Genomic DNA, 19,528 nt, shown 5'->3' with positions numbered 1-19,528 from the left:
GAACCCTCCCTTTCGCGACAATACCGGGGCAACAGAGCCACCCCGTTTCACGATACGTTGCTGGCACACTCCGAACAGGGTGGGGTTGGATCGAGTAGTCTGTCGCGCAGAGGCCCCAACATTCGCGGTAGCACCCGTTGCATGTAGCGCCATTTCTCAGCTATGTGCTCATTGTCTGCGCAGTCCCGAAGCTCCTGAGCCAGACGCTTACGGATCTCCCCTATACGCCAAACCTCAGAACGCCAACTGCGGACACCTTTTAGAGTGTGATGGCTGGGACCATCGAACAGATTGACCACTTTGCGGCCGAGATGGTCGATAATCACCGGCCGGCTGCCACCGAGCGGCCATCCCTTCCCACGCTTGGAGATCTCTGCATCAACCACAATACGTGGAAACACCGCGGTCTTTTCCAACTCTACAGCTCGCACCAGCGCTGGGCCGAACACCATGCCGTTTCGGTGATGCAACTTCCCCACCGTCACGGCGCCGCGGGTCAGGAATCCCAACTGGAGTAGGTCTCGGCATAAACCGCCGATACCGCAGATGCGCCATCCAAACGAAGCCGGCATCGAGAGCACGATGCTATCGGAAAACGCGCTGCACTCAACCGCTTGATGTAGTGGATTGGGTAGAATGCCGGGTGTGGCCCTCACTTTTTCCTTGGTGTATGCAGAATACAGGTCTCGGTTCCGGTCCATCATCTCCGTCGCTATGACTTGCCGCTGCAGAAGATCGGCGACGGCTACGACGTCAGCCTCGGCTGATCGCTTGCAGTAACTTGACCAACCAAGGATATCAACGAAGGCGACCAACCGTTCGGTATAGATCTCGGTCATTCCTTTGCCCCGTCATGATAACCTACCAGCCACTCCCTTCCGCGACAGCCGTTCAGTGGCGGACCAGCAGGTCCAGCGGCACCTGGAGCGCGCCGGCGATGCGGGCCATCGCGTCGAAGCTGCCGGGCTTTTTCCCGTTCTCGATCTCGGACAGGTAGGACGGAGCCACGCCTGCGGCTTCCGCCAGTCCGCGGGCCGTGAAGCCGCGATGCTCGCGGAGCACCGTAACCGGATGCTCCCCGTCAAGGATGCGCTCCGCGACCTCGAAGGGAAACGCCTCCGTCTCCCCCGAGGCGAGCCGTGCCTTTACGGTTTCGGCGTCGGCCAAGTCGCGGGCGTCCGCCACCAGATCGGCCAAGGCCTCGAAATCGGCCCGGCTGAGGGTGACGCTGTCCGCCGTCTCGGCGATCGGCGTGATGGGCAGAGCGTTCATCGATAGACCTCCTTGCGGTTCCCGACCTTCAGCACCGTGACCAACAGCGCATCGCCATCGATCTGGTAGACGGCCCGCCAGTCGCCGTGGCGGATGCGGCCCTGCCCGCCGCCGAACGCCTTCGCCCAGGGGTGCGGGTCATAGGGAGCGGCGGCGAAGATCTTCAGCTTGTCCCGCAGCCCGGCCGCATCGCCCTTTGGCATGCGGAGCAGAACCTTCAGCGCAATGGCTTCGATCACGAGCTTCATGCAGTCATGATCGCTGATAGCGAATTTCTCGTCAAGCGGCTATTCGCTAATGGCGAACCGCTCCCTTTCGCGACAAGGGCGGTCGACACCGCCCCCAGGTTTCAGGCGGCGTTGAGGGGGGAGAATCTCGGCGAGATCGACGGCCAGACCAGCGCCGGATGGCCGGCGAGACGGTCGAGCAGCCGGTCCAGCAGATCCCAGATCGCCGCATCGTGGACGCGGTGATGGCTCAGCAGGCCGATGGGCTCGTCCGGGTCGCGCAGCCCGTCCCGCCGGCCCTCCCGCCTGTCGCGCAACTCACGCAGCAGGCCGGCGAGCAGCGCGTCCGGCGCCACCGCCGAGCGGCCGCCGCGCCAGTCGATCAGATCCAGGTGGGTGTTGACCCAGGCGAGGCCGTCGCGCTGCCGCGGCGCCGGGCCGAAGCCCGACACGGCATGATAGCCGGCGGCGGCCAGCAGGGCGGGCATGTCGGCGGCCATGCGGTTCCAGGGCGGCACGAACAGCGGCAGCAGCCTGTCGCCGAACAGGGCGCGCAAGGCGCCCAGGCCGCGTTCGGCATCCTCCCGGCGCACCGCGGCGGGGCGTTCGGGGCCGAACTCGCACTTCTTGGCGCCGGGGGCGGCATGGTCGGTGTGGGACCAGCCATGGACCAGCGGGGTGACGTGCATGCGGCCGGCCAGCGCCCCGGCCAGAGAAGGTTGCGCATCGGCCGGGATGACGGCGAGGCCGAGCGGGATGCCGGCATCGGCCGTGCGGGACAGCAGCCGGTCGAGCGCCGGCCCGGCGGCAACCGCGTCGTCGTCGCGCAGCCACAGCGCGCAGCGCCGGCCGAGGCCGCTCCAGCGCGCCAGCTCGTCCTCGACCGCGGTCCAGCCGTTCTCGCTCCAACCGGTCATCGGCGTTTCTCCGCCAGCAGGGTTTCGACGATCCCGACGCTGCGCGCCGTGCCGGCCAGCGAGGCCGGGTCGAGCGGCGGGATGCGCAGGCCGAGGACGGAGTGCAGGGCGCGGGCGAGGCTGTCGGGCGTCAGCTCCGCCTCGCGCAGCATGGCGATGCCGGGGCGGCGGGCCAGGATGGCGGCGCGCATGGTCTGCTCGACCTCCTTGCCGTCCTCGAAGGGACAGAAGACGCTGGGGACGCCGACGGTGAGGCAGTCGAGCGCGGTGTTGTAGCCGCAGCGCCCGACCGCGGCGGCGGCACGGCCCAGCAGGGCGCGGAAGTCGGGGCGCACCGGCTCCACCGCCAGCCGGCCGGGCGGCGCCATCGCGCGCAGCCGGGCGGCCAGCGACCCTTCGCCCGTCCAGTCGCCTTTTGGCACCAGCAGGCGCCAGCGATGGGGAAGCGCGCCGGAGGCGGCGCAGCGGGCGGCGGCCTCGAACAGCGGGCGGCCGACCGGCCCGCCGCCGGCAGTGACCAGGATCTCGCCCTGCCCGTCCGTGCCGCCGTCCGCTGCCGGCGGCGGCGGGACGACGAAGCCGGTGTAGCGCAGCAGCGGCCGCATCGCCGGGGTCAGCGGCCAGCTGTCCTCCAGCGGCACGACGGCGGGATCGGAATGGACCAGCACCCCGTCGTAGAAGCGCGCCAGCCGCCCTTCCGTCTCCGCCACCCGCGCCGGCTTGGAGGGCGGAGCCAGGATGTCGCGCACCGACGCCAATGTGAGCGGTGGGCTGGTTTGCGCGCGGGCGCGCTCCAGCAGGGCGTCGAACTCGGCGGCGAGCGCGCGGCGGCCGAAGGGGAACAGCTCGGTGATCAGCACGTCGGGGCGCAGCCGGTCGAACAGGCCGGCCAGCATCGCACGCCGCGCCGCGAAGGTGCCGGCATCGGCCGGGCTGCCGTCGGCCGCGAGCAGCGTGGCGAAGTCGGCCCCGTCGCTCGCCAGCGGCGGCAGCTGGTGCAGGGTCGCTCCGCCGCTGCCGAGCCCCCCGCTGCCGAGATGGGGGGCCGGGCGTCCGCCGCTGACGACGTCGACGCTCCAGCCCCGGCCGGCGAAGGCCTCGGCCAACGCCAGGGCGCGGCTGAGATGACCGGTGCCCAGCAGATGGGTGACGACGATCATGAGGCGCGGGGGCATCAGGCGCATGGCAGGCGCTCCCCGGTCCGCTCGCCGGCCGGCCGCAGGGTGCCGTCGGCGGCGAGCGTCATCGCATACAGCCGCTCGCGCTTGACCGGCACCGGCGGCGGGCCGCGGAAGTCCCAGCCCCAGGCCAGCGCCAGCGCCACCCGCATCACGCCGATATGGCTGACGACGAGGTGCGCGCCGGCCCCCTCCCCTGTCCCCTCTCCCGCCAGGTCCGCCAGCCAGCCGGTCAGGCGGTCGCGCAGGTCGGCCGGGCTCTCGCCGCCGGGCGGGCGGAAGTCCCAGCCCCACTGCTCGATGTCGCGGTAGCCGCTGGCCGGGTCGGCGCGCAGCGCGGCGCCGTGCCGGCCCTCCCAGGCACCCCAATCCATCTCGATCAGCCGGGCGTCGGTGCGCACCGGGCGTCCGCCGCCGAGCCGCCGCGCCGTCTCCACCGCGCGCGACAGCGGGCTGGCATGCAGGACGGCACCGCGCCACGCCTCCGGCAGGGCGAGACGGTCGAGACGGTCGCGGCCCTCCGCGTCGAGCGGGATGTCGGTGCGGCCCTGGATGCGCCCCTCCCGGTTCCAGCCGGTGACGCCATGGCGCAGGAAGGCCAGCCGGATCATGCTGCGGCCGGGACCGTCAGGCCGGACAGCAGGGCGCGCAGCCGCTCCGCCGCCGTGCCCAGGCCGTGATGCGCCTCGACATAGGCGCGGGCCGTACCGCGCAGCGTCGACAGGGTTGCCGGGTCGGCCAGCAGGTCGGCCACCGCCGCGGCATAATCGTCCGGCGAGGGGCCGGTCAGGCGTCCGCCGATGCCGTCGCGGATGACGGTGGCGGGGCCGGGGCCGTCGACGGCGACCACCGGGACGCCATGGGCCTGCGCCTCCAGATAGACCATGCCGAAGGCCTCGTTCAGGCCGGGCCACAGCATCAGGTCGGCGGCGCGGTAGTGCCCGGCCAGCCCGTCGGGCGGACAGGCGCCGTGGCGGCGCACCCGCTCGCCGAAGGGGGCGAACAGCGCCGCCACCTCCCACGCCGCGGCGCCGTCGCCGACGATGTCGAGGGTCCAGGGCAGGTCGGCCAGCCGGGCGAGCGCGCTCGCCAGCAGCCGGTAGGAGGCCAGCTTGTCGCCCGGCCGCATCATGGCGACGGTCAGCAGGCGCGCGGGCCGGGGCTGCGGCGGCGGATCGGAGGGAACCGCGGCGGGCAGGTCGAGGAAGGGGGGCAGCATCGCCACGCGCTGGCCGGGCGGGGCGTAGTCCTCCACCGCCCGACGGTCGCGGGCGCTGACGCAGAGCACGAGGTCGGCCGCCTCGACGGCCGCCTCGGCGGCGGCGGCGAAGCCGGCCCAGGGACCGGTCAGCCGCTTGCGGGCGCGGGTCGCCTCCACCACCACATAGGGGATGCCGAGCGTGCGCGCCATCGCCGGCCCGATCAGGTCGGGCGCCTTGTAATAGACATGGTAGCTGAGCCACAGCGCCGGGCGCCGCGCCGGATCGGCGGCATAGAGCGCCCGCAGCCGGTCGCGCTCGACCCCGGCGGCGACCTTCAGGCTGGCCTGGACCACCGCGTCGCCGCTGCCGTCATAGACGCGCAGGCGGCTTGCCACCTCGACGGCGGCGCCCGCCCGCTCCAGCGCGCGCAGGATCAGCCGCGCCATCTGGCGGTCGCCGGAGGGCACCGGATGGTCGATCGGCTTCAGCGGGGCATAGAAGGCGACGGGGGACTGATAGGGGACGGAACCGGTCACGCCGCGGCCTCCTCCAGCCGGCGGACCAGACGGTCGATGCCGGCGGTCATGCCGAACTCGGCGCGCAGCCGGTCATAGGCGGCGTCGCCCAGGCGCCGGCGCAGCGCCGGGTCGGCAGCCAGCCGTTCGAGGCCGGCGGCGACGGCGGGCGGGCTGCCGTCGGTCAGCAGGCCGTGCACGCCGTCGGCGATGAATTCGGGGATCGCCGCCACCGCGGTCGACAGGATGGCGAGGCGCTGGCTCGCCGCCTCCATCAGCACGTTGGGCAGCCCGTCGCGGTCGCCGTCGCCGGCAACCACGCTGGTCAGCACGAACAGGTCGGCCCGCCGCAGCGCCGCGATCACCGCCGCCTGGTCCTGCGAGCCGCGCCAGTCGATGCGCTCCGTCAGCCCCAGCCGCTCGGCCTGCGCGCGCAGGGCCTGCTTGAGGTCGCCCGAGCCGATATGGACCAGCCGCCAATGCAGGCCGTCCGGCAGCATCGCCAGCGCGTCGAGCAGCCGGTCGTAGCCCTTCTTCTCCACCAGCCGGCCGACCGACAGGATTTCCACCGCGCGGTCGGGGGCGGAGCCGTCCTGCGGCAATGCGGCGGCCGCCCGGTCGGGCGGGGCCGGGAAGCGGCCGAGGTCGAGGCCGTGGTAGACGAGGTCGATGCGCCCCGGCTCCGCCGCCAGCCCGCGCAGATGGGCCGCCCCGACCGCGGTGCAGGTGACGCCGAAGCGGGCGTCGGCCAGCTTCTCGCGCTTCTCCCACTCCGGCGTGGTCCAGATGTCCTTGGCATGGGCGGAGAAGCCCCAGCCGATGCCGCGGATCGCCGCGGCATAGCGCCCGACCGAGGCCGGCGTGTGCAGGAAATGGGCATAGATGAACGGGGTGCGGGCCGGCAGCTCGGCCGCCAGCACCAGCGCCTGACCGAAGCGGCGTACCCGGTTGGCGCTGCGGTCGCGCATCAGGTCGCGCAGCCACAGCAGAGCCGTCCGCCCGAGGCGGGCCGGATGGCGGCGGACCAGCAGGCCGAGCGCGCGCAGCACCCGCCGCGGCTCGTCGCGCAGATATTCCGGCAGGTAATGGACCGGGGCGGTGATGCGGTCGTGCAGGGCGTGGCGGCGGGTGTCGGTCGGATGGCGCAGCGACCAGATCGCCAGATCGATCCCGCGCTCCTGGAAGGCGAGAAGCTCCTGGGCGATGAAGGTTTCCGACAGGCGGGGGTATCCCTTCACCACCACGGCCAGCGGCGACCCGGATGCCCGGCCGTCCGTTCCCTGTCCCGGCATCATGCGCGGCTGCCCAGGCCCGCGCGGGAGAGGCTGACCGCGGCCCGGCGGATCGGCGTCACGGGGGCCGCGTCCGCGGCATCGGCGCCCAGCAGCTCGCGGGTCAGCGCGACGATGCGGTCCAGCCCGCCGAGCAGGCCGGGCAGCGGGCTGGCCGTGGGCGGCGGCTGGCCGGGCAGCGCGCGGATGGCGGCGGCCATCGCCAGCGGGTCGGCGCCGTCGCGGTCGCTGTCCAGCGTGCGCAGCAGGCCCAGCGCCTCCGCCGCCTCGGCGCGGATGCGCTGTTCCAGCCGCGGGCGGGTGCGCGGGGCCAGCACCGACGGCTTGTCGAAGGACAGGATCTCGCAGAAGGTGTTGTAGCCGCCCATCGCCACCACGCCGACCGCGCCGGCATAGAGATTCTCCATGCGGGAATGGAAATCCAGCGCCTCGACCCGCCCCTTCAGCCGGCGGATCCGGCGGGCGAACTCCCTGCGGCGGGAATCCTCCAGGAAGGGGCCGTAGACGATCAGGGCACGGGGCTCCAGGCCGGGATCGGCCTCATAGGCGGCGATGGTCCAATCCACCAGGGCGGCGCCGTCGCCGCCGCCGCCGGGCGTCACCAGCACATAGGGCTCTCCCGGGGGCTCGCCCACGGAGTGATCCCCGGCCCGGGCGGCGGCGCCCTCCGTCGGCTCGCGCCGCAGATAGCCGGTGTAGCGCACCCGGCCGGCGATTTCCGGCGGCAGGTCCAGCCCGTCGAGCGGGCGGTAGATCTGCGGCAGGCCGTAGATCCACAGCTGGTCGTAATAGCGCTCGACGGCGGCCATCGCATCCTTGCGCTCCCATTCCGGCTGGAGCGCTTCGGGCGCGTCCAGCACGTCGCGCAGGCCGAGCACGATGCGGGTGTCGCCGGCCGCCCGCATCTCCTCCAGCGCCGGCAGGAACTCGCCGTGCAGGCCGGTCGGCTCCTTGTCGACGATGGCGAGCGTCGGGCGGAAGGCGCGGGCCGTCGCCCGGATGATCTCCGCCCGGATGCCGGTGGTTTCCTCGATCGGCAGTCCCAGGTTGCGGGCGGTGTAGCCGCCATCCTGCGTCTTGACCACGCCCGGCAGCCGGACATGGTCGACCCGCTCCGGAAAATCGAAGCGGCCGGCGACGGGGGACCCCGTCAGGATCAGCGCCGATGCGTCGGGAAAGGCCGAAACCAGGGCCTGGGCGATCGTCCGCGACCGCCGCAGATGCCCCAGTCCGAAGGTGTCGTGGCTGTAGAGCAGGATGCGCGGCGGCGTCCGGTCGGGATGGATGGACCGAAGGGGGGGCTGTGGCTGGTGCATGCTCGGACACTCCGCTTCAGCTATGCTTCGGAACCGAAAATCCGTTGCAGAACAAATCGCTGCGTTCGTCTGAGGACCGGCTCGGCCCTGGTGGTTGCGGGGGTTGTCCAGGCACCGGCGGCAGTGCTCCAGCCTGGACAGAACCCCTCACATGGATTGTGCTGCGCATCAAGCTGACTTCCGGCCGAGTCGTAGCAAACCACCTATGCCTTTTTGCATAGATGCGGTGTCCGGTCCGCGCCGCCCCCGCCGTCCCCCCGCCCCGCTTTCAATCGCCATGATAGGGATCCAGCGCGTCACGCAGCCCGTCGCCGAAGAAGTTGAAGGACAATACGACGAGGATCACCGGGAGCATCGGCAACGACACCCAGGGATAGGTTTCCACCGCCATCAGGTTCTGGGCGTCGTTCAGCATCACCCCCCAGCTGGTCGCCGGCGGGCGCAGGCCGAGCCCGAGGAAGGACAGCGCCGTCTCGCCCAGGATCATCGCCGGGATCGACAGGGTGGCGCTGGCCAGCAGGTGGCTGGCGAAGTTGGGCAGCAGGTGGCGGCGGATGATGCGCGCCGGGCTGGCGCCCATCAGCTCCGCCGCCATGACGAAATCCTCCTCGCGCAGAGCCAGGAAGCGCGAGCGCACCGCGCGGGCCAGCGACGGCCAGTCGAGCAGCCCGAGGATGACGGAGATGCACAGGAACACCGTCACCGGGCTCCATTGCGCCGGCACCGCGGCGGACAGCGCCAGCCACAGCGGCAGCTCCGGCAGGGATTTGAGGATCTCCGACAGGCGCTGCACCCCGGCATCGATCCAGCCGCCGAAATAGCCCGCCATCCCGCCCAGCGTGATGCCGATGGCGAAGGACACGGCGATGCCCAGAAGCCCGACGGTCAGCGACAGCTGCGCCCCGATGGCGAGGCGCGACAGCATGTCCCGGCCCAGCCGGTCGGTGCCCAGCAGGTGCAGGGTCGCCCCCTCCGGCGGGCAGACCAGCCGCATCCGCGCCTCCACCAGCCCCAGGAAACGGTAGGGGGCGCCCTGGCAGAAGAACTCCAGCGGCATCGGCCGGCTGTCGTCGACCTCGTAGCGCCAGCGATACTCCTTCAGGTCGGGCCGGCCGGTGGTCGGATAGACGAAGGGGCCGACGAAGCGGCCCTCGTGGAACAGGTGGACCCCCTGCGGCGGGGCGTAGAGATGCTCGACGTCGCGTTCGTTGGCGCCGTAGGGGGCAAGGAAGTCGACGAAGGGCAGGCTGAGGTAGGAGAATCCCAGGAACAGCGCGGCCAGCACCGCCAGCCGGTGGCGCAGGAAGCGCCGCAGCATCAACCGCCCGGCCGAGGCCTGCGCGTCGAAGCGGGTCGCCGGCCCGTCCGGCCGTTCCGGATCGGGATAGGGCCGGCTGTCGACGTAATGGGTCCAGCCGCCGCCCGTGCCCGCGTCCTTCATGCCCGGGTCCTTCATGCCGGTGCCTTTCATGACCGCGCCTTCCTTCCCTTGCCGAGCCGGATGCGGGGGTCGAGCAGGGCAAGCGCGATGTCGGAGATCAGCATGCCGACCAGCACCAGCAGCGAGATGAACATCAGGATGAAGCCCGAGAGGAAGATGTCCTGCGCCCGCAGCGCCTCCAGCAGCGCCGGCCCGATGGTCGGCAAACTCAGCACCACCGAGATCAGCACCGATCCCGACACCAGCGACGGCAGCAGCGAGCCGATGTCGGAGACGAAGGGGTTCAGCGCCATGCGCAGCGGATAGCGCGCCAGCCGGCGCAGCGGCGGCACGCCCTTGGCCTTGGCGGTGACGACATAGGGCTTGCCCAGCTCGTCCAGCAGGTTGGCGCGCAGGCGGCGCACCATCGCGGCGGTGCCGGACAGGCCGATGACGATGGTCGGCACGATCAGGTGCTCCAGCACCGAGCCGATCTTGGCCCAGCTCAGCGGCTGGTCCTCGAAACCGGCATCCATCAGCCCGCCGATCGGCAGGCCGAGCCATTTCTGGCCGTAATAGAGCAGGATCAGCGCCAAGAGGAAATTGGGGGTCGCCAGCCCGATATAGCCGATGGTGGCGGCCAGGTAATCGACCCAGCTGTTGGCGCGGATCGCCGCCAGCGATCCCAGCGGGAAGGACACCAGATAGACGAACAGCACGGCGGCGAGGTTGAGGATGACGGTGAACCACAGGGTTTCGCCCACCACCTCGGCCACCGGCCTGTTGAACTCGAACGACCAGCCGAGGTCGCCCTGCAGCAGGCCGTTGAAGCCGTTCGGCCCCGGCCAGAGGCCGACCCAGATCAGGTACTGTTCCGCCAGCGGCCGGTCGAGCGCGTATTCACGGCGCAGGAACTCCGCCTTGGCCAGCCCGGCCTCCTGGCCGGTCGCCCGCAGCTCGGCGATCTGGTTGGACAGATAGTCGCCGGGCGGCAGGTTGATGACGGTGAAGATCAGCATCGACACCACGGCCAGCGTCGGCACCATCACCAGCAGGCGATGCAGGATGAAGCGCAGCATGGGCGGTCAGTCCTCCCGCCGGTGGAAGCCGGCCGGCTCCGGATCGGCCGGGCGGGCGTCGGCGAAATAGAACTCGTCGGGCCGGTAGATGCCGAGATAGGCGCCGGGATCCCACAGCCACAGCCCTTTGTCAGGCACGTTCAGCAGCCGGTTGGACACTGCGATCGGTTGCGGCGTCTTCGACACCACGCCGATGGCGAAGATCTGGTCGGCGTGGATGTCGAGCAGCGCCGACCACAGGGCGCGCCGCCCGGTCTCGTCGGTGGTGTGGCGCCAGCGCCGGGCCAGATCCATCAGCTCCTGGGCGATGGGCAGGTCGATGGGTTCGCCGGCGCTGCCGGAGGTCTGGTAATACTGCCCCCATTTCGGCCAGCTGAAATTCTCCTGGGTCATCGGGGCCAGCTCCTCCGGGCTGCTGTGGGGGTCGGGCACGCCGTTGTCCCAGCCTCCCCACACCGCCATCATCGTCTGCCCGGCATAGACCCGGTTGCGCAGCACGTCGCGGTCGACCGTGCGCACCAGCAGCCGGACGCCGATGTCGCGCCAGGTTTCGGCTATGATCTGGAGAGCGTCCGCAACCTCCGGCTTCTCGCCCGCCGTCTCGACGATCATCTCCAGCGGGCGGCCGTCCGGCAGGTCGCGGTACAGCTCGCCGCGCTTGCGCTTCAGCCCGATGGCGTCCAGCAGGGCGGCGGCCTGCTTCGGGTCGTAGCCGGTCCACACCCCCCGGCGCTCCGGCTTGTAGAGCGGGCTGACGGGAAGCACGTCGACGCCGCTCTCGTAGGCCAGCCCGAAGAAGAGCGAGCGGTTGACGATGCGCCGGTCGATGGCCATCGACAGGGCGCGGCGGAACCGCACGTCGCGCAGCAGGGTGCGCCAGACCGGGTCGTTGTAGTTCAGGTTGGGGTAGAGCGCGATCTCCGCCGCCTTGCCCTCCGGCCACAGCAGGGTGCGGTAGTTGCCGCCGCCCTCCCCCGCCACCAGGACCGGCACCTGCGAGAAGGTCAGCCCCTCGGCCTGGAGGTCGGCCTTGCCGGTGGCGACCTGCGCCGGGATCAGCCCGCCGCCCATCACCGTGATGTCGAGCCCGTCGGCATAGGGCAGCTGCATGCCGCGCGCGTCGAAGCGGTGGTAGTAGGGGTTGCGCTGGAACAGCAGATGGTTGCCGGTGCCCTTCGACAGCGCCATCCAGGGCTGGAGCGTCGGTTCCTCCGGGTTCTCCATCCGGAACATGTCGTCGCGGGCGTTGTGCAGGGCCGCCCAGTTGCGGACCTTGTATTTGGCCAGCAGCGGCGCCAGCTCCGCCTCCGCGGTGTAGCGGGCGTGGAAGCGCTTCAGGTAATGGGCCGGGCGGTAGATGAAGGGCGGGCGGGCGGCGGCCAGCGTGGGCAGGAAGAAGGGGTTGGGCTCCTGCCAGCGGAAGCGGGCGGTGACCGCGTCGGGAAAGCTGACCTCCGGCGGCTTGCCGTCGACCAGCATGAAGCGCGGCGGACCCGAGGGCGACAGCATCGGGTCGTTGGCGATGTCCTCCCACCAGTAGCGGATGTCGTCGCTGGTGAAGGGGGCGCCGTCGGACCAGCGGTGGCCGGCGCGCAGGGTGAGCGTGAAGTCGCGCCCGTCCACCACGGTCACATCCTTCAGGATGTCGGGCACCAGCTCGCGGTTCCGGTCGTAGCCGACCAGCCGGGCATAGCCGTAGAGCACGGCGATGCGGCTGTTGCGCCGCTGGGTGATGAAGCTGCGGATCCAGCCGCCGGAGCGGCCGAACTCCCGTCCCTTGGCGGCGAGGTCGACGATCAGCGGCTCGTCCGGCATGCGCTGGCGGACCGGCGGCAGCAGGCCGTAGATCACCTGGTCGCGCAGCAGCGCCGGCTCCTGCGGGGTGAAGGCGGCGGCGGGGGTCGCGAGGGCGAGGAGCAGGAGTGTGAGGAGGAGGCGTCTCATGCCGCCCGCCTCGTCAGATGGCCCCGGACGAAATGGCCGGGCGCCGTCTCGACCAGGGGGGGCGGGGCACCGCCGGGGGAGGTGCGGAACGGCTCGGGCCACAGGTCGGGGGCGCCGGCGCCGAGCGCGACGGTCGCGATGTCGATCGGGCGGTCGACGTCCGGCTCCGGCGAGGCGGCGATCAGCGCGCGGGTGTAGGGGTGCAGCGGGGCGGAGAACAGGATGGCGGGCGGCGCCTGCTCCATCACCCGGCCGGCGCGCATCACCGCGACCCGGTCGGCCAGCCGCGCCACCACCGCCAGGTCGTGCGAGATGAACAGCAGGCTGAGGCCGAGCCGCCGCTTGATCGATTCCAGCAGGTCGAGCACCTGCGCCTGCACCGACACGTCGAGCGCCGAGGTCGGCTCGTCGCAGATCAGCAGCCGGGGCTCCAGCGCCAGCGCGCGGGCGATGCCGATGCGCTGGCGCTGGCCGCCGGAAAAGGCATGCGGGTAGCGGCTGGCACAGGCGGGGTCGAGCCCGACCTGCTCCATCAGCGCCCGCACCCGCAGGCGCCGCTCGCCGCGGTCGCAGACGCCGTGGATCGCCAGCGGCTCGGCGATGATCTCGCCGACGCTCATGCGCGGGCTGAGGGAGGCATAGGGATCCTGGAACACCATCTGGGCCCGGCGGCGGTAGGCGGTCAGCTCCGCCCCGGCGGCGGAGAGCAGGTCGAGCGGCGGTTCCCCGGCGGATGCCCGGAACAGCAGGCGGCCGCCGGGATCGGGCCGCTCCGCCAGCATGGCGAGCCGGGCCAGCGTCGTCTTGCCTGATCCTGACTCGCCGACGATGGCCAGCGTCTCGCCCCGGCGGACCGACAGGTCGATCCCGTCCAGCGCCCGCACCCGCGCCGCGCCGCGCTCGTAGGTCTTGGCGACGCCGTGGAATTCCAGGATGGCGTCGGGCGGGCCGTCGTCGGGGAGCGGGCAGACCATCTCGGGGATCGAGGGGGCGGCGGCCATCAGCTTGCGGGTGTAGCCGTGCAGCGGCCGGCCCAGCACGTCGGCGCAACATCCCGATTCCATCACCCGGCCGGCGCGCATCACCACCACCGCGTCGGCCATGTTGGCGACCACCCCCAGGTCATGGGTGACCAGCAGCACCGCCATGCCGGTTTCGGCCTGGAGCGCCTTGATCAGTTGCAGAACCTGGGCCTGCAGCGTGACGTCGAGCGCGGTGGTCGGCTCGTCGGCGATCAGCAGCTGCGGCCGGGCGACCATCGCCATGGCGATCATCGCCCGCTGGCGCAGGCCGCCCGACAGCTGGAACGGGTAGGAACGGAAGGCGCGGTCGGGATCGGGGAAGCCCACCCGCTCGAACATGGCGAGGCAGCGCTCGCGGGCGGCGGCGCGGGTGCAGTGGCCGTGCAGCCGCAGCACCTCCATCGTCTGGTCGCCGATGGTGTGCAGCGGCGACAGCGCGCTCATCGGTTCCTGGAAGATCATCGAGATGCGGCTGCCGCGGATGTCGCGCAGGCCGGCGCGGGACAGCCGCAGCAGGTCGGCGGCATCCTCCCCCTGGCCGAACCGGATGGAGCCGCCGCACGGCTCCGCCCCGCGCGGCAGGATGCCGAGGATGCTGCGGCAGGTCAGCGTCTTGCCCGATCCGGATTCGCCGACCAGCGCGATGCTCTGCCCCGCCCCGACCGAGAAGCCGACGCCGTCCACCACCGGCCGGCCGGCCGGGGCGTTGCGGAACCGGATCGACAGATCCTCCACCTTCAGCATCGTGCCGCCGTCCCGCAGAGTCCCCTGCCCCATCGCCCGTTCCTTCCTGCCGCCGGTGCCGCACCGCCGCGACCGGCCCCCGATACCCGATTTGTGTTACAGACCGAACCGGCGCCGTTCCGCCTGCCGTTCGGCCCGCCGATCAGGTCGGCGGCGCCTCGCTGGTCAGGCGCTTGCCGATCTGCTGGATGACCCGCATCGGCAGGTCGGGAACCGACGGCAGCAGGCGCAGGATGGTCGCCCCGTCGAGCCGCAGCAGGCGCAGGTCGGTGCGCGCCCGCATCGTCGAGAAACGCCGCACCCCGGCCAGCAGCTCCACGTCGCCCATCACCTCCGGCGGCTTGATGTAGGCGATGTGCAGCGGCGGCTGGTTGTCCGGCATCAGGCGGACCAGCTCCGCCTCGCCGTCCGCCAGGACGAAGACGAACTCCGATTGCTCGCCGCTGCGGTAGATGAAGTCGCCGGCCGAAACGGTGCGCCATTCCGACGCCGCCAGCAGCCGGCGCAGCATCGCCTCCGGCAGGTCGGAGAAGACGGAGGAGCGCGACAGCAGGCGCAGCGCCGGCTCGTCGGTGTCCTCGGTCTCGCCGGGCATGGTGTCCTCGTCCATGTCGGCACGCCGTTGGCCGCGCGGCACCAGCCGGCCGTCCTCCAGGTCGTAGAGCGCGTCGAAGGCCGGGTGGTCGGCGATGCGCTCCTCCAGCACGATCAGGGTCATCGCCGGCAGAAGCTCCTTCATGCGCAGGAAGATGCGCAGCCGTTCGTCCGGATCGTAGCTGTTCAGCGCCTGGTAGATCACGAAGATGTCGGGCTTCTTCGTCAGCCCGCGGACCAGCTGCAACCGCTGCCGCACGCTGATCGGCAGCAGCGAGCCGCCGATCCCGACCTCGCCCAGCGTCACCAGGATCAGCACGAAGGCCCGCGCGTCGGTCCGCTCCAGCGCCTCGTCCACCAGGGAACGGAGCTGGGTGATCGACCGCGGATCCTCGGTGGTGATGCGGCCGAACAGCAGGTTGTCCATCACGTTCAGGCGCGGGTGGTAGAGATCCGGGTCGAAGATCGCGACCTTGCCGCGCAGCTCCTGCGGCATGTCCGACAGCAGGCGGCGGCGGATCGTCATGATCGTTTCGCGTTCCGGCGGGGGTGCGAAGTCCATGCCGTCGCGCTTGGGCACGATCATCAGGAACATGGTGGCGAACAGCAGCGTGTCGGGCTCCTGGTGGAGGCGTTGCGGCCGTTCGCCGCGGCGCTTCAGGCGGGTGACCGCCTCCACCAGCTCCTCGAACAGGGCGTCGTCGATGTGCGGATAGCGCATGATCATGACGTCGCCGTCGGCGCTGTCGCGATAGACGCCGACCACCCGCATGGCGAAGCGGCGGCCGATGCGCACCGCGGTATCCCACAGCCCGTGCGCCTCCATCAGGGCGCGGATGGTGGGGTCGGCGACCATGCGGGCGACGGTCAGCCGCCTGCCATCCGGCAGGCCGAACAGCATGTTCTCCGCCAGGCTGGCATAGGGGTTGAAGCGGTCGCGCTCGAACCGGGCCAGCAGCGTGTCCAGCCCGCGTTCGGCGATCGCGTCCCGCAGCCAGTGGCGGGCGCGCAGCAGCGGCTGGGCGACGAAGGGGTAGTCGTCGGGGTCGAACACCTCGCGCAGGCCGCGCTGGTAGACCGCGGCCTCGCCGCCGGTCGCCGCCAGGCATTGCATGAACCAGGGGCGCATGCTGGCCCAGTCGGTGGCGCCGACCATGGCGAAGTCGGTCCAGATCCCGTCCATGCTGTCGACGGAATTGCCGGACGCCTCGGCCTCCTCGATCTCGCGCCGGCGGGCGGGGGTCATCGTCTCCGGATCGTCGGGCGGCGGGCGGTGGCGCAGGCCGTAGGTGATGTTCTGCATCATGCTGCCGGCGAACATGCGCGGCTCCGGGCTGGCATAGGCCATGCGGCGCCCCAGCAGCTCCAGCGGAATGGCGTCCAGCGGCTGGTCGCCGATGACGATCCGGCCGGAGGTCGGCGGCGACAGCCGCACCAGCACCTCGGCGAGGCGGCGGAGCGCCAGGGCGTTGGTGCCGGCGATGCCGACCAGCGCGCCCGGCGGCACCTCCAGCGACAGCCGGTGCAGCATGCGGTCGCCATACTCGTTGGCCCAGGTCACCGCCTCCAGCCGCAGCGGCGCCTTGAGGTCGGGCGGGGTGGCGGGGGTCGGCGCGGCCCAGTCGAACAGGAAGGGGGGCGAGAACTGGTCGGAGATCTGCTCGTACTTGATCTGGGCGTCGATCATGTTCTGGTAATAGTCGAGCAGCTCCTTCCAGGGCGCCGTCAGGTCCTTGAAGGCCGACAGCGCGGCGACCAGCGCGCCGATGGTCAGGTCGCCCTGCAACACCAGATAGCCGCCGATGGAGAACAGGAAGAAAGGCGTGATCTGGTTGATGAAATTGTTGAGGAACTTGACGAAGTACTTGCGCTTGTAGATTTCGAGCCTGATCCAGTAGATGCTGCCGAGATACCGGGAGAAGTCGGCCAGGACGTAGCGGATGGTGCCGTTGACCCGGACCTCGCGGATGTTCTCGACGCTTTCGCCGATGCGCTCGGACAGTTGACGGACCTTGCGCACCCGATCCTTTCCCAGCATCTTCACCTTGATCTGGAGTTTCGGGATGATGTAGGCCTGCACCGGGATGAGGGCGATCGACACCAGCCCGATGGTCGGCTGCTGGATGAACAGGAACAGCAGGATCGTCAGCATCGTGCCGCCCTGGTAGAGCGGCTGGGCGAAGGCGTCGCCGATGAAGCCGGCCAGCGGTTCCGTCTCCGCCGCGACGGTGGAGATCAGTTCGCCCTGGCTGACCTTGGAGAAGTGGGGCAGCGGGAAGCGCAGCATGCGGTCCAGCAGCATGAAGCGCAGGCGCCGCACCTGCCGTTCCCCAACCACCCCCTTGAAGGTGTTGATGCGCATCTTGAAGGCGCCGTTGGCCAGCACCAGCGCCAGGAAGCCGCAGCACAGCACCAGCAGGTAGGTCACCGGCCCCATGGCGACGCCCAGGATCGTGCGTTCGGGCTGGGGGTCGGACAGCGCCTGGTTGACGATGATCTTGGGCAGTTCCAGCGAGGCGTAGAGCACCGGGAAGGAAGCGATGGTCAACAGGGCGAGCAGGACCTGCTGGCGGCCGCTGTACTTCCAAATGAACTGAAAAATATTGCGATCCATCAATGGCCTTCAGCATCGCGGCCGGAGCCGGCCGCCTCGACGGGCGAAATTGCGCGGCAAGGAAGATTGGCGTAAGGCCTGCCTTTTGCCAGTGCGGCGGTCCCGGTCAGCCCTCCACCCTCCAGGCATGGTAGGTCCAGCGCCCGTCGGCCGGCAGGTCGAGCCGGGTCCAGCCTGGCCGCTCGAGCGGGCGGTCGGACAGGACGATGCCGCCGGGCAGCATCAGCGCGTCGATCAGCGGCGCCAGCCATGCCGCCTGCCTTGCGTCGTGGCCGCGGTCGGTGCTGCCGAAATCGGCATGGGCCAGCCGGGCGCAGCGGCCGAAACGCTCCGCCGCCGCCGGCATGGTCGCCTGGAAGTCGCCGACGAACAGCCGGTCGCCGTCCGGGGTCAGCTCCGGCGGCACGCGGACCCACATGTCGAAGACCAGGATGTCGCGCGGCGGGAACAGGTGGCGCAGATGGTCGAAGGTGCGGCCCTTGCCCAAGCCCACCTCCAGCACCAAGCCGTCGCGGCCGGCGACGGCACGCTCCGCCCAGGCCAGCGCGTCGCGCTGCACCGTCAGCCGGTCGATCATCCGGTCGAGCAGCGAACGGGCGTCGCCCCCGCCCTCCGCACCGGCTCCACCATCGTCGGCCCCACCATCGTCGGTCGCCATACGCCCCCTCCCCTGCCTGTCCCAAGGATCGGCACCGGCGCAGTGTGAAAGGCCGCGCGCGTGCCGTCGAGACAAAACGTCGCGTGACCTGGGCGAGGCGGCGGCTCCCCGCCTTGGCTCAAGGCCGGGTCGGATCGAAGCGCTTCGCCAGCCCCTGCCAGCAGCGGTGGTAATCGTGCTGGAGCTCGGCGGTTTCCAGGGCGTGGCGCGTCGGGCGGATGACGGCGCGGGTTTCGATCATGAAGGCCATGGTGTCGGCGATCCGCTGCGGCCGGCTGGTGTCGGCGGCGGTGGCCTTGGCGAAGGTCTCGGCATCCGGGCCGTGGCCGCTCATGCAATTGTGCAAGGACGCGCCGCCGGGCAGGAACCCCTCCTCCTTGGCGTCGTAGACGCCATGGATCAGGCCCATGAACTCGCTGGCGACGTTGCGGTGGAACCAGGGCGGCCGGAAGGTCTCCTCCTGCACCAGCCAGCGCGGCGGGAAGACGACGAAGTCGATGCTGTCGACGCCGGGCGTGTCGCTGGGCGATTGCAGCACCAGGAAGATCGACGGGTCGGGATGGTCGAAGCTGATCGAGCCGATAGTGTTGAAGCGGCGCAGGTCGTATTTGCAGGGCGCGTGGGTGCCGTGCCACGCCACCACGTCCAGCGGCGAATGGCCGATGCGGGCGCTCCACAGATGGCCGTCGAACTTCGCCACCAGCTCGAAGTCGCCGTCGATGTCCTCGTAGCGGGCGACCGGGGTGAGGAAGTCGCGCGGGTTGGCCAGCCCGTTGGAGCCGATGGGGCCGAGGTCCGGCAGGCGGAAGGGGGCGCCGAAATTCTCGCAGACATAGCCGCGCGCCGTCCCGTCCGGCAGCTCGACCCGGAAGCGCAGGCCGCGCGGCACCAGCGCGACCTCCTGCGGTTCGACCTCGATGGCGCCCAGCTCGGTGAACAGGCGCAGCCGGCCCTGCTGCGGCACGATCAGCAGCTCGGCATCGGCGTCGTAGAAGAAGCGGCCCTCCATCGACCGGTTGGCGGCATAGAGATGGATGCCGCAGCCGGTCTGCGCCGAGGGACCGCCGTTGCCGCCCATGGTGACGAGGCCGGCGACGAAGTCGGTCGGCTCGTCGGGCATCGGCGGCGGGTTCCAGCGCAGCTGGGTGGGCGGGGCCGGCACCTCGTCGAAGCGGCCGGCCAGCCGGCCGGACCCGAGCGGGCGGAACGGCTCGTGCATCACCGCCGGGCGGATGCGGTAGAGCCAGGAGCGGCGGTTGTGCGCGCGGGGGGCGGTGAAGGCGGTGCCGCTGATCTGCTCGGCATAGAGGCCGTAGGGCGGACGCTGCGGCGAGTTCCGGCCGGCCGGCAGCGCGCCGGGCAGCGCCTCCGTCGCGAATTCGTTGCCGAAGCCGGACTGGTAGATGAAGGCGGGGGACGTCATGCGGTCAGCTCCCATGGCCGGTGGGTGGGCGATGCGGGGCGGCCGGCGGGCCGCGACCATTTGCCGCTCATATAGTTTCTTTTGAAACTATGCGCCAGGGAAAATTGGGGG

The 19,528-nt window shown here is 71.0% G+C and carries 16 protein-coding genes; all 16 read right to left on the bottom strand.

The genetic code is table 11. The features are described from left to right. Positions 1-47: 47 nt before the first annotated feature. Positions 48-839 (bottom strand): hypothetical protein, encoded by a 792-nt coding sequence (locus ABMY26_RS31895; protein WP_372400212.1) that lies wholly within the window; start codon positions 837-839, stop codon positions 48-50. A gap of 52 nt (positions 840-891) precedes the next feature. Further along, positions 892-1,272 carry a helix-turn-helix domain-containing protein gene (locus tag ABMY26_RS31890; protein ID WP_372400211.1) on the bottom strand — a complete coding sequence of 127 codons (381 nt, stop codon included), beginning with the start codon at positions 1,270-1,272 and terminating at the stop codon, positions 892-894. Then, positions 1,269-1,520: a type II toxin-antitoxin system RelE/ParE family toxin gene (locus ABMY26_RS31885; protein WP_372400210.1), complete on the bottom strand. Its 252-nt coding sequence runs from the start codon at positions 1,518-1,520 to the stop codon at positions 1,269-1,271. Before ABMY26_RS31885 ends, ABMY26_RS31890 begins: the two co-directional genes overlap by 4 nt. 101 nt (positions 1,521-1,621) lie before the next feature. After that, complete coding sequence (locus tag ABMY26_RS31880; protein WP_372400209.1) at positions 1,622-2,416, bottom strand: polysaccharide deacetylase family protein; 795 nt, start codon at positions 2,414-2,416, stop codon at positions 1,622-1,624. Then, the gene (locus tag ABMY26_RS31875) at positions 2,413-3,600 is read right to left on the bottom strand and encodes a glycosyltransferase family protein (RefSeq protein ID WP_372400208.1); all 1,188 of its coding nucleotides are present in this window, start codon (positions 3,598-3,600) and stop codon (positions 2,413-2,415) included. Before ABMY26_RS31875 ends, ABMY26_RS31880 begins: the two co-directional genes overlap by 4 nt. Beyond that, entirely contained in the window at positions 3,591-4,205 is a 615-nt protein-coding gene (locus ABMY26_RS31870) for a histidine phosphatase family protein (protein WP_372400207.1), read from the bottom strand. Before ABMY26_RS31870 ends, ABMY26_RS31875 begins: the two co-directional genes overlap by 10 nt. Beyond that, positions 4,202-5,332 carry a glycosyltransferase family 4 protein gene (locus tag ABMY26_RS31865; protein ID WP_372400205.1) on the bottom strand — a complete coding sequence of 377 codons (1,131 nt, stop codon included), beginning with the start codon at positions 5,330-5,332 and terminating at the stop codon, positions 4,202-4,204. The genes ABMY26_RS31870 and ABMY26_RS31865 overlap by 4 nt, the downstream gene beginning before the upstream one ends. After that, positions 5,329-6,606 carry a glycosyltransferase family 4 protein gene (locus ABMY26_RS31860; protein WP_372400204.1) on the bottom strand — a complete coding sequence of 426 codons (1,278 nt, stop codon included), beginning with the start codon at positions 6,604-6,606 and terminating at the stop codon, positions 5,329-5,331. Before ABMY26_RS31860 ends, ABMY26_RS31865 begins: the two co-directional genes overlap by 4 nt. After that, positions 6,603-7,919, bottom strand: a complete 1,317-nt coding sequence (locus ABMY26_RS31855) for a glycosyltransferase family protein (RefSeq protein WP_372400203.1) — start codon at positions 7,917-7,919, stop codon at positions 6,603-6,605. The genes ABMY26_RS31860 and ABMY26_RS31855 overlap by 4 nt, the downstream gene beginning before the upstream one ends. A 268-nt stretch (positions 7,920-8,187) precedes the next feature. Beyond that, a complete protein-coding gene (locus ABMY26_RS31850; RefSeq protein WP_372400202.1) occupies positions 8,188-9,390 on the bottom strand; it encodes an ABC transporter permease in 1,203 nt (400 codons plus the stop codon). After that, on the bottom strand, positions 9,387-10,418 hold the full coding sequence (locus tag ABMY26_RS31845) for an ABC transporter permease (protein ID WP_372400201.1): 1,032 nt from the start codon (positions 10,416-10,418) through the stop codon (positions 9,387-9,389). Before ABMY26_RS31845 ends, ABMY26_RS31850 begins: the two co-directional genes overlap by 4 nt. A gap of 6 nt (positions 10,419-10,424) precedes the next feature. Further along, positions 10,425-12,362, bottom strand: a complete 1,938-nt coding sequence (locus tag ABMY26_RS31840) for an ABC transporter substrate-binding protein (protein WP_372400200.1) — start codon at positions 12,360-12,362, stop codon at positions 10,425-10,427. Then, positions 12,359-14,161, bottom strand: coding sequence for a dipeptide ABC transporter ATP-binding protein (locus tag ABMY26_RS31835; protein ID WP_372400199.1), 1,803 nt, complete (start codon positions 14,159-14,161; stop codon positions 12,359-12,361). The genes ABMY26_RS31840 and ABMY26_RS31835 overlap by 4 nt, the downstream gene beginning before the upstream one ends. 109 nt (positions 14,162-14,270) lie before the next feature. Continuing rightward, the gene (locus ABMY26_RS31830; protein WP_372400198.1) at positions 14,271-17,336 is read right to left on the bottom strand and encodes an ABC transporter transmembrane domain-containing protein; all 3,066 of its coding nucleotides are present in this window, start codon (positions 17,334-17,336) and stop codon (positions 14,271-14,273) included. A gap of 106 nt (positions 17,337-17,442) precedes the next feature. After that, positions 17,443-17,994 carry a class I SAM-dependent methyltransferase gene (locus ABMY26_RS31825; protein ID WP_372400197.1) on the bottom strand — a complete coding sequence of 184 codons (552 nt, stop codon included), beginning with the start codon at positions 17,992-17,994 and terminating at the stop codon, positions 17,443-17,445. Positions 17,995-18,112: 118 nt separating this feature from the next. Then, positions 18,113-19,417, bottom strand: a complete 1,305-nt coding sequence (hmgA, locus tag ABMY26_RS31820; protein WP_372400196.1) for a homogentisate 1,2-dioxygenase — start codon at positions 19,415-19,417, stop codon at positions 18,113-18,115. Positions 19,418-19,528 lie beyond the last annotated feature (111 nt).

The sequence above is a fragment of the Azospirillum sp. HJ39 genome, from assembly GCF_041507355.1.
GTDB classification, from domain to species: Bacteria; Pseudomonadota; Alphaproteobacteria; order Azospirillales; family Azospirillaceae; genus Azospirillum; species Azospirillum thiophilum.
This window is presented reverse-complemented; position numbering and strand designations above follow the sequence as displayed.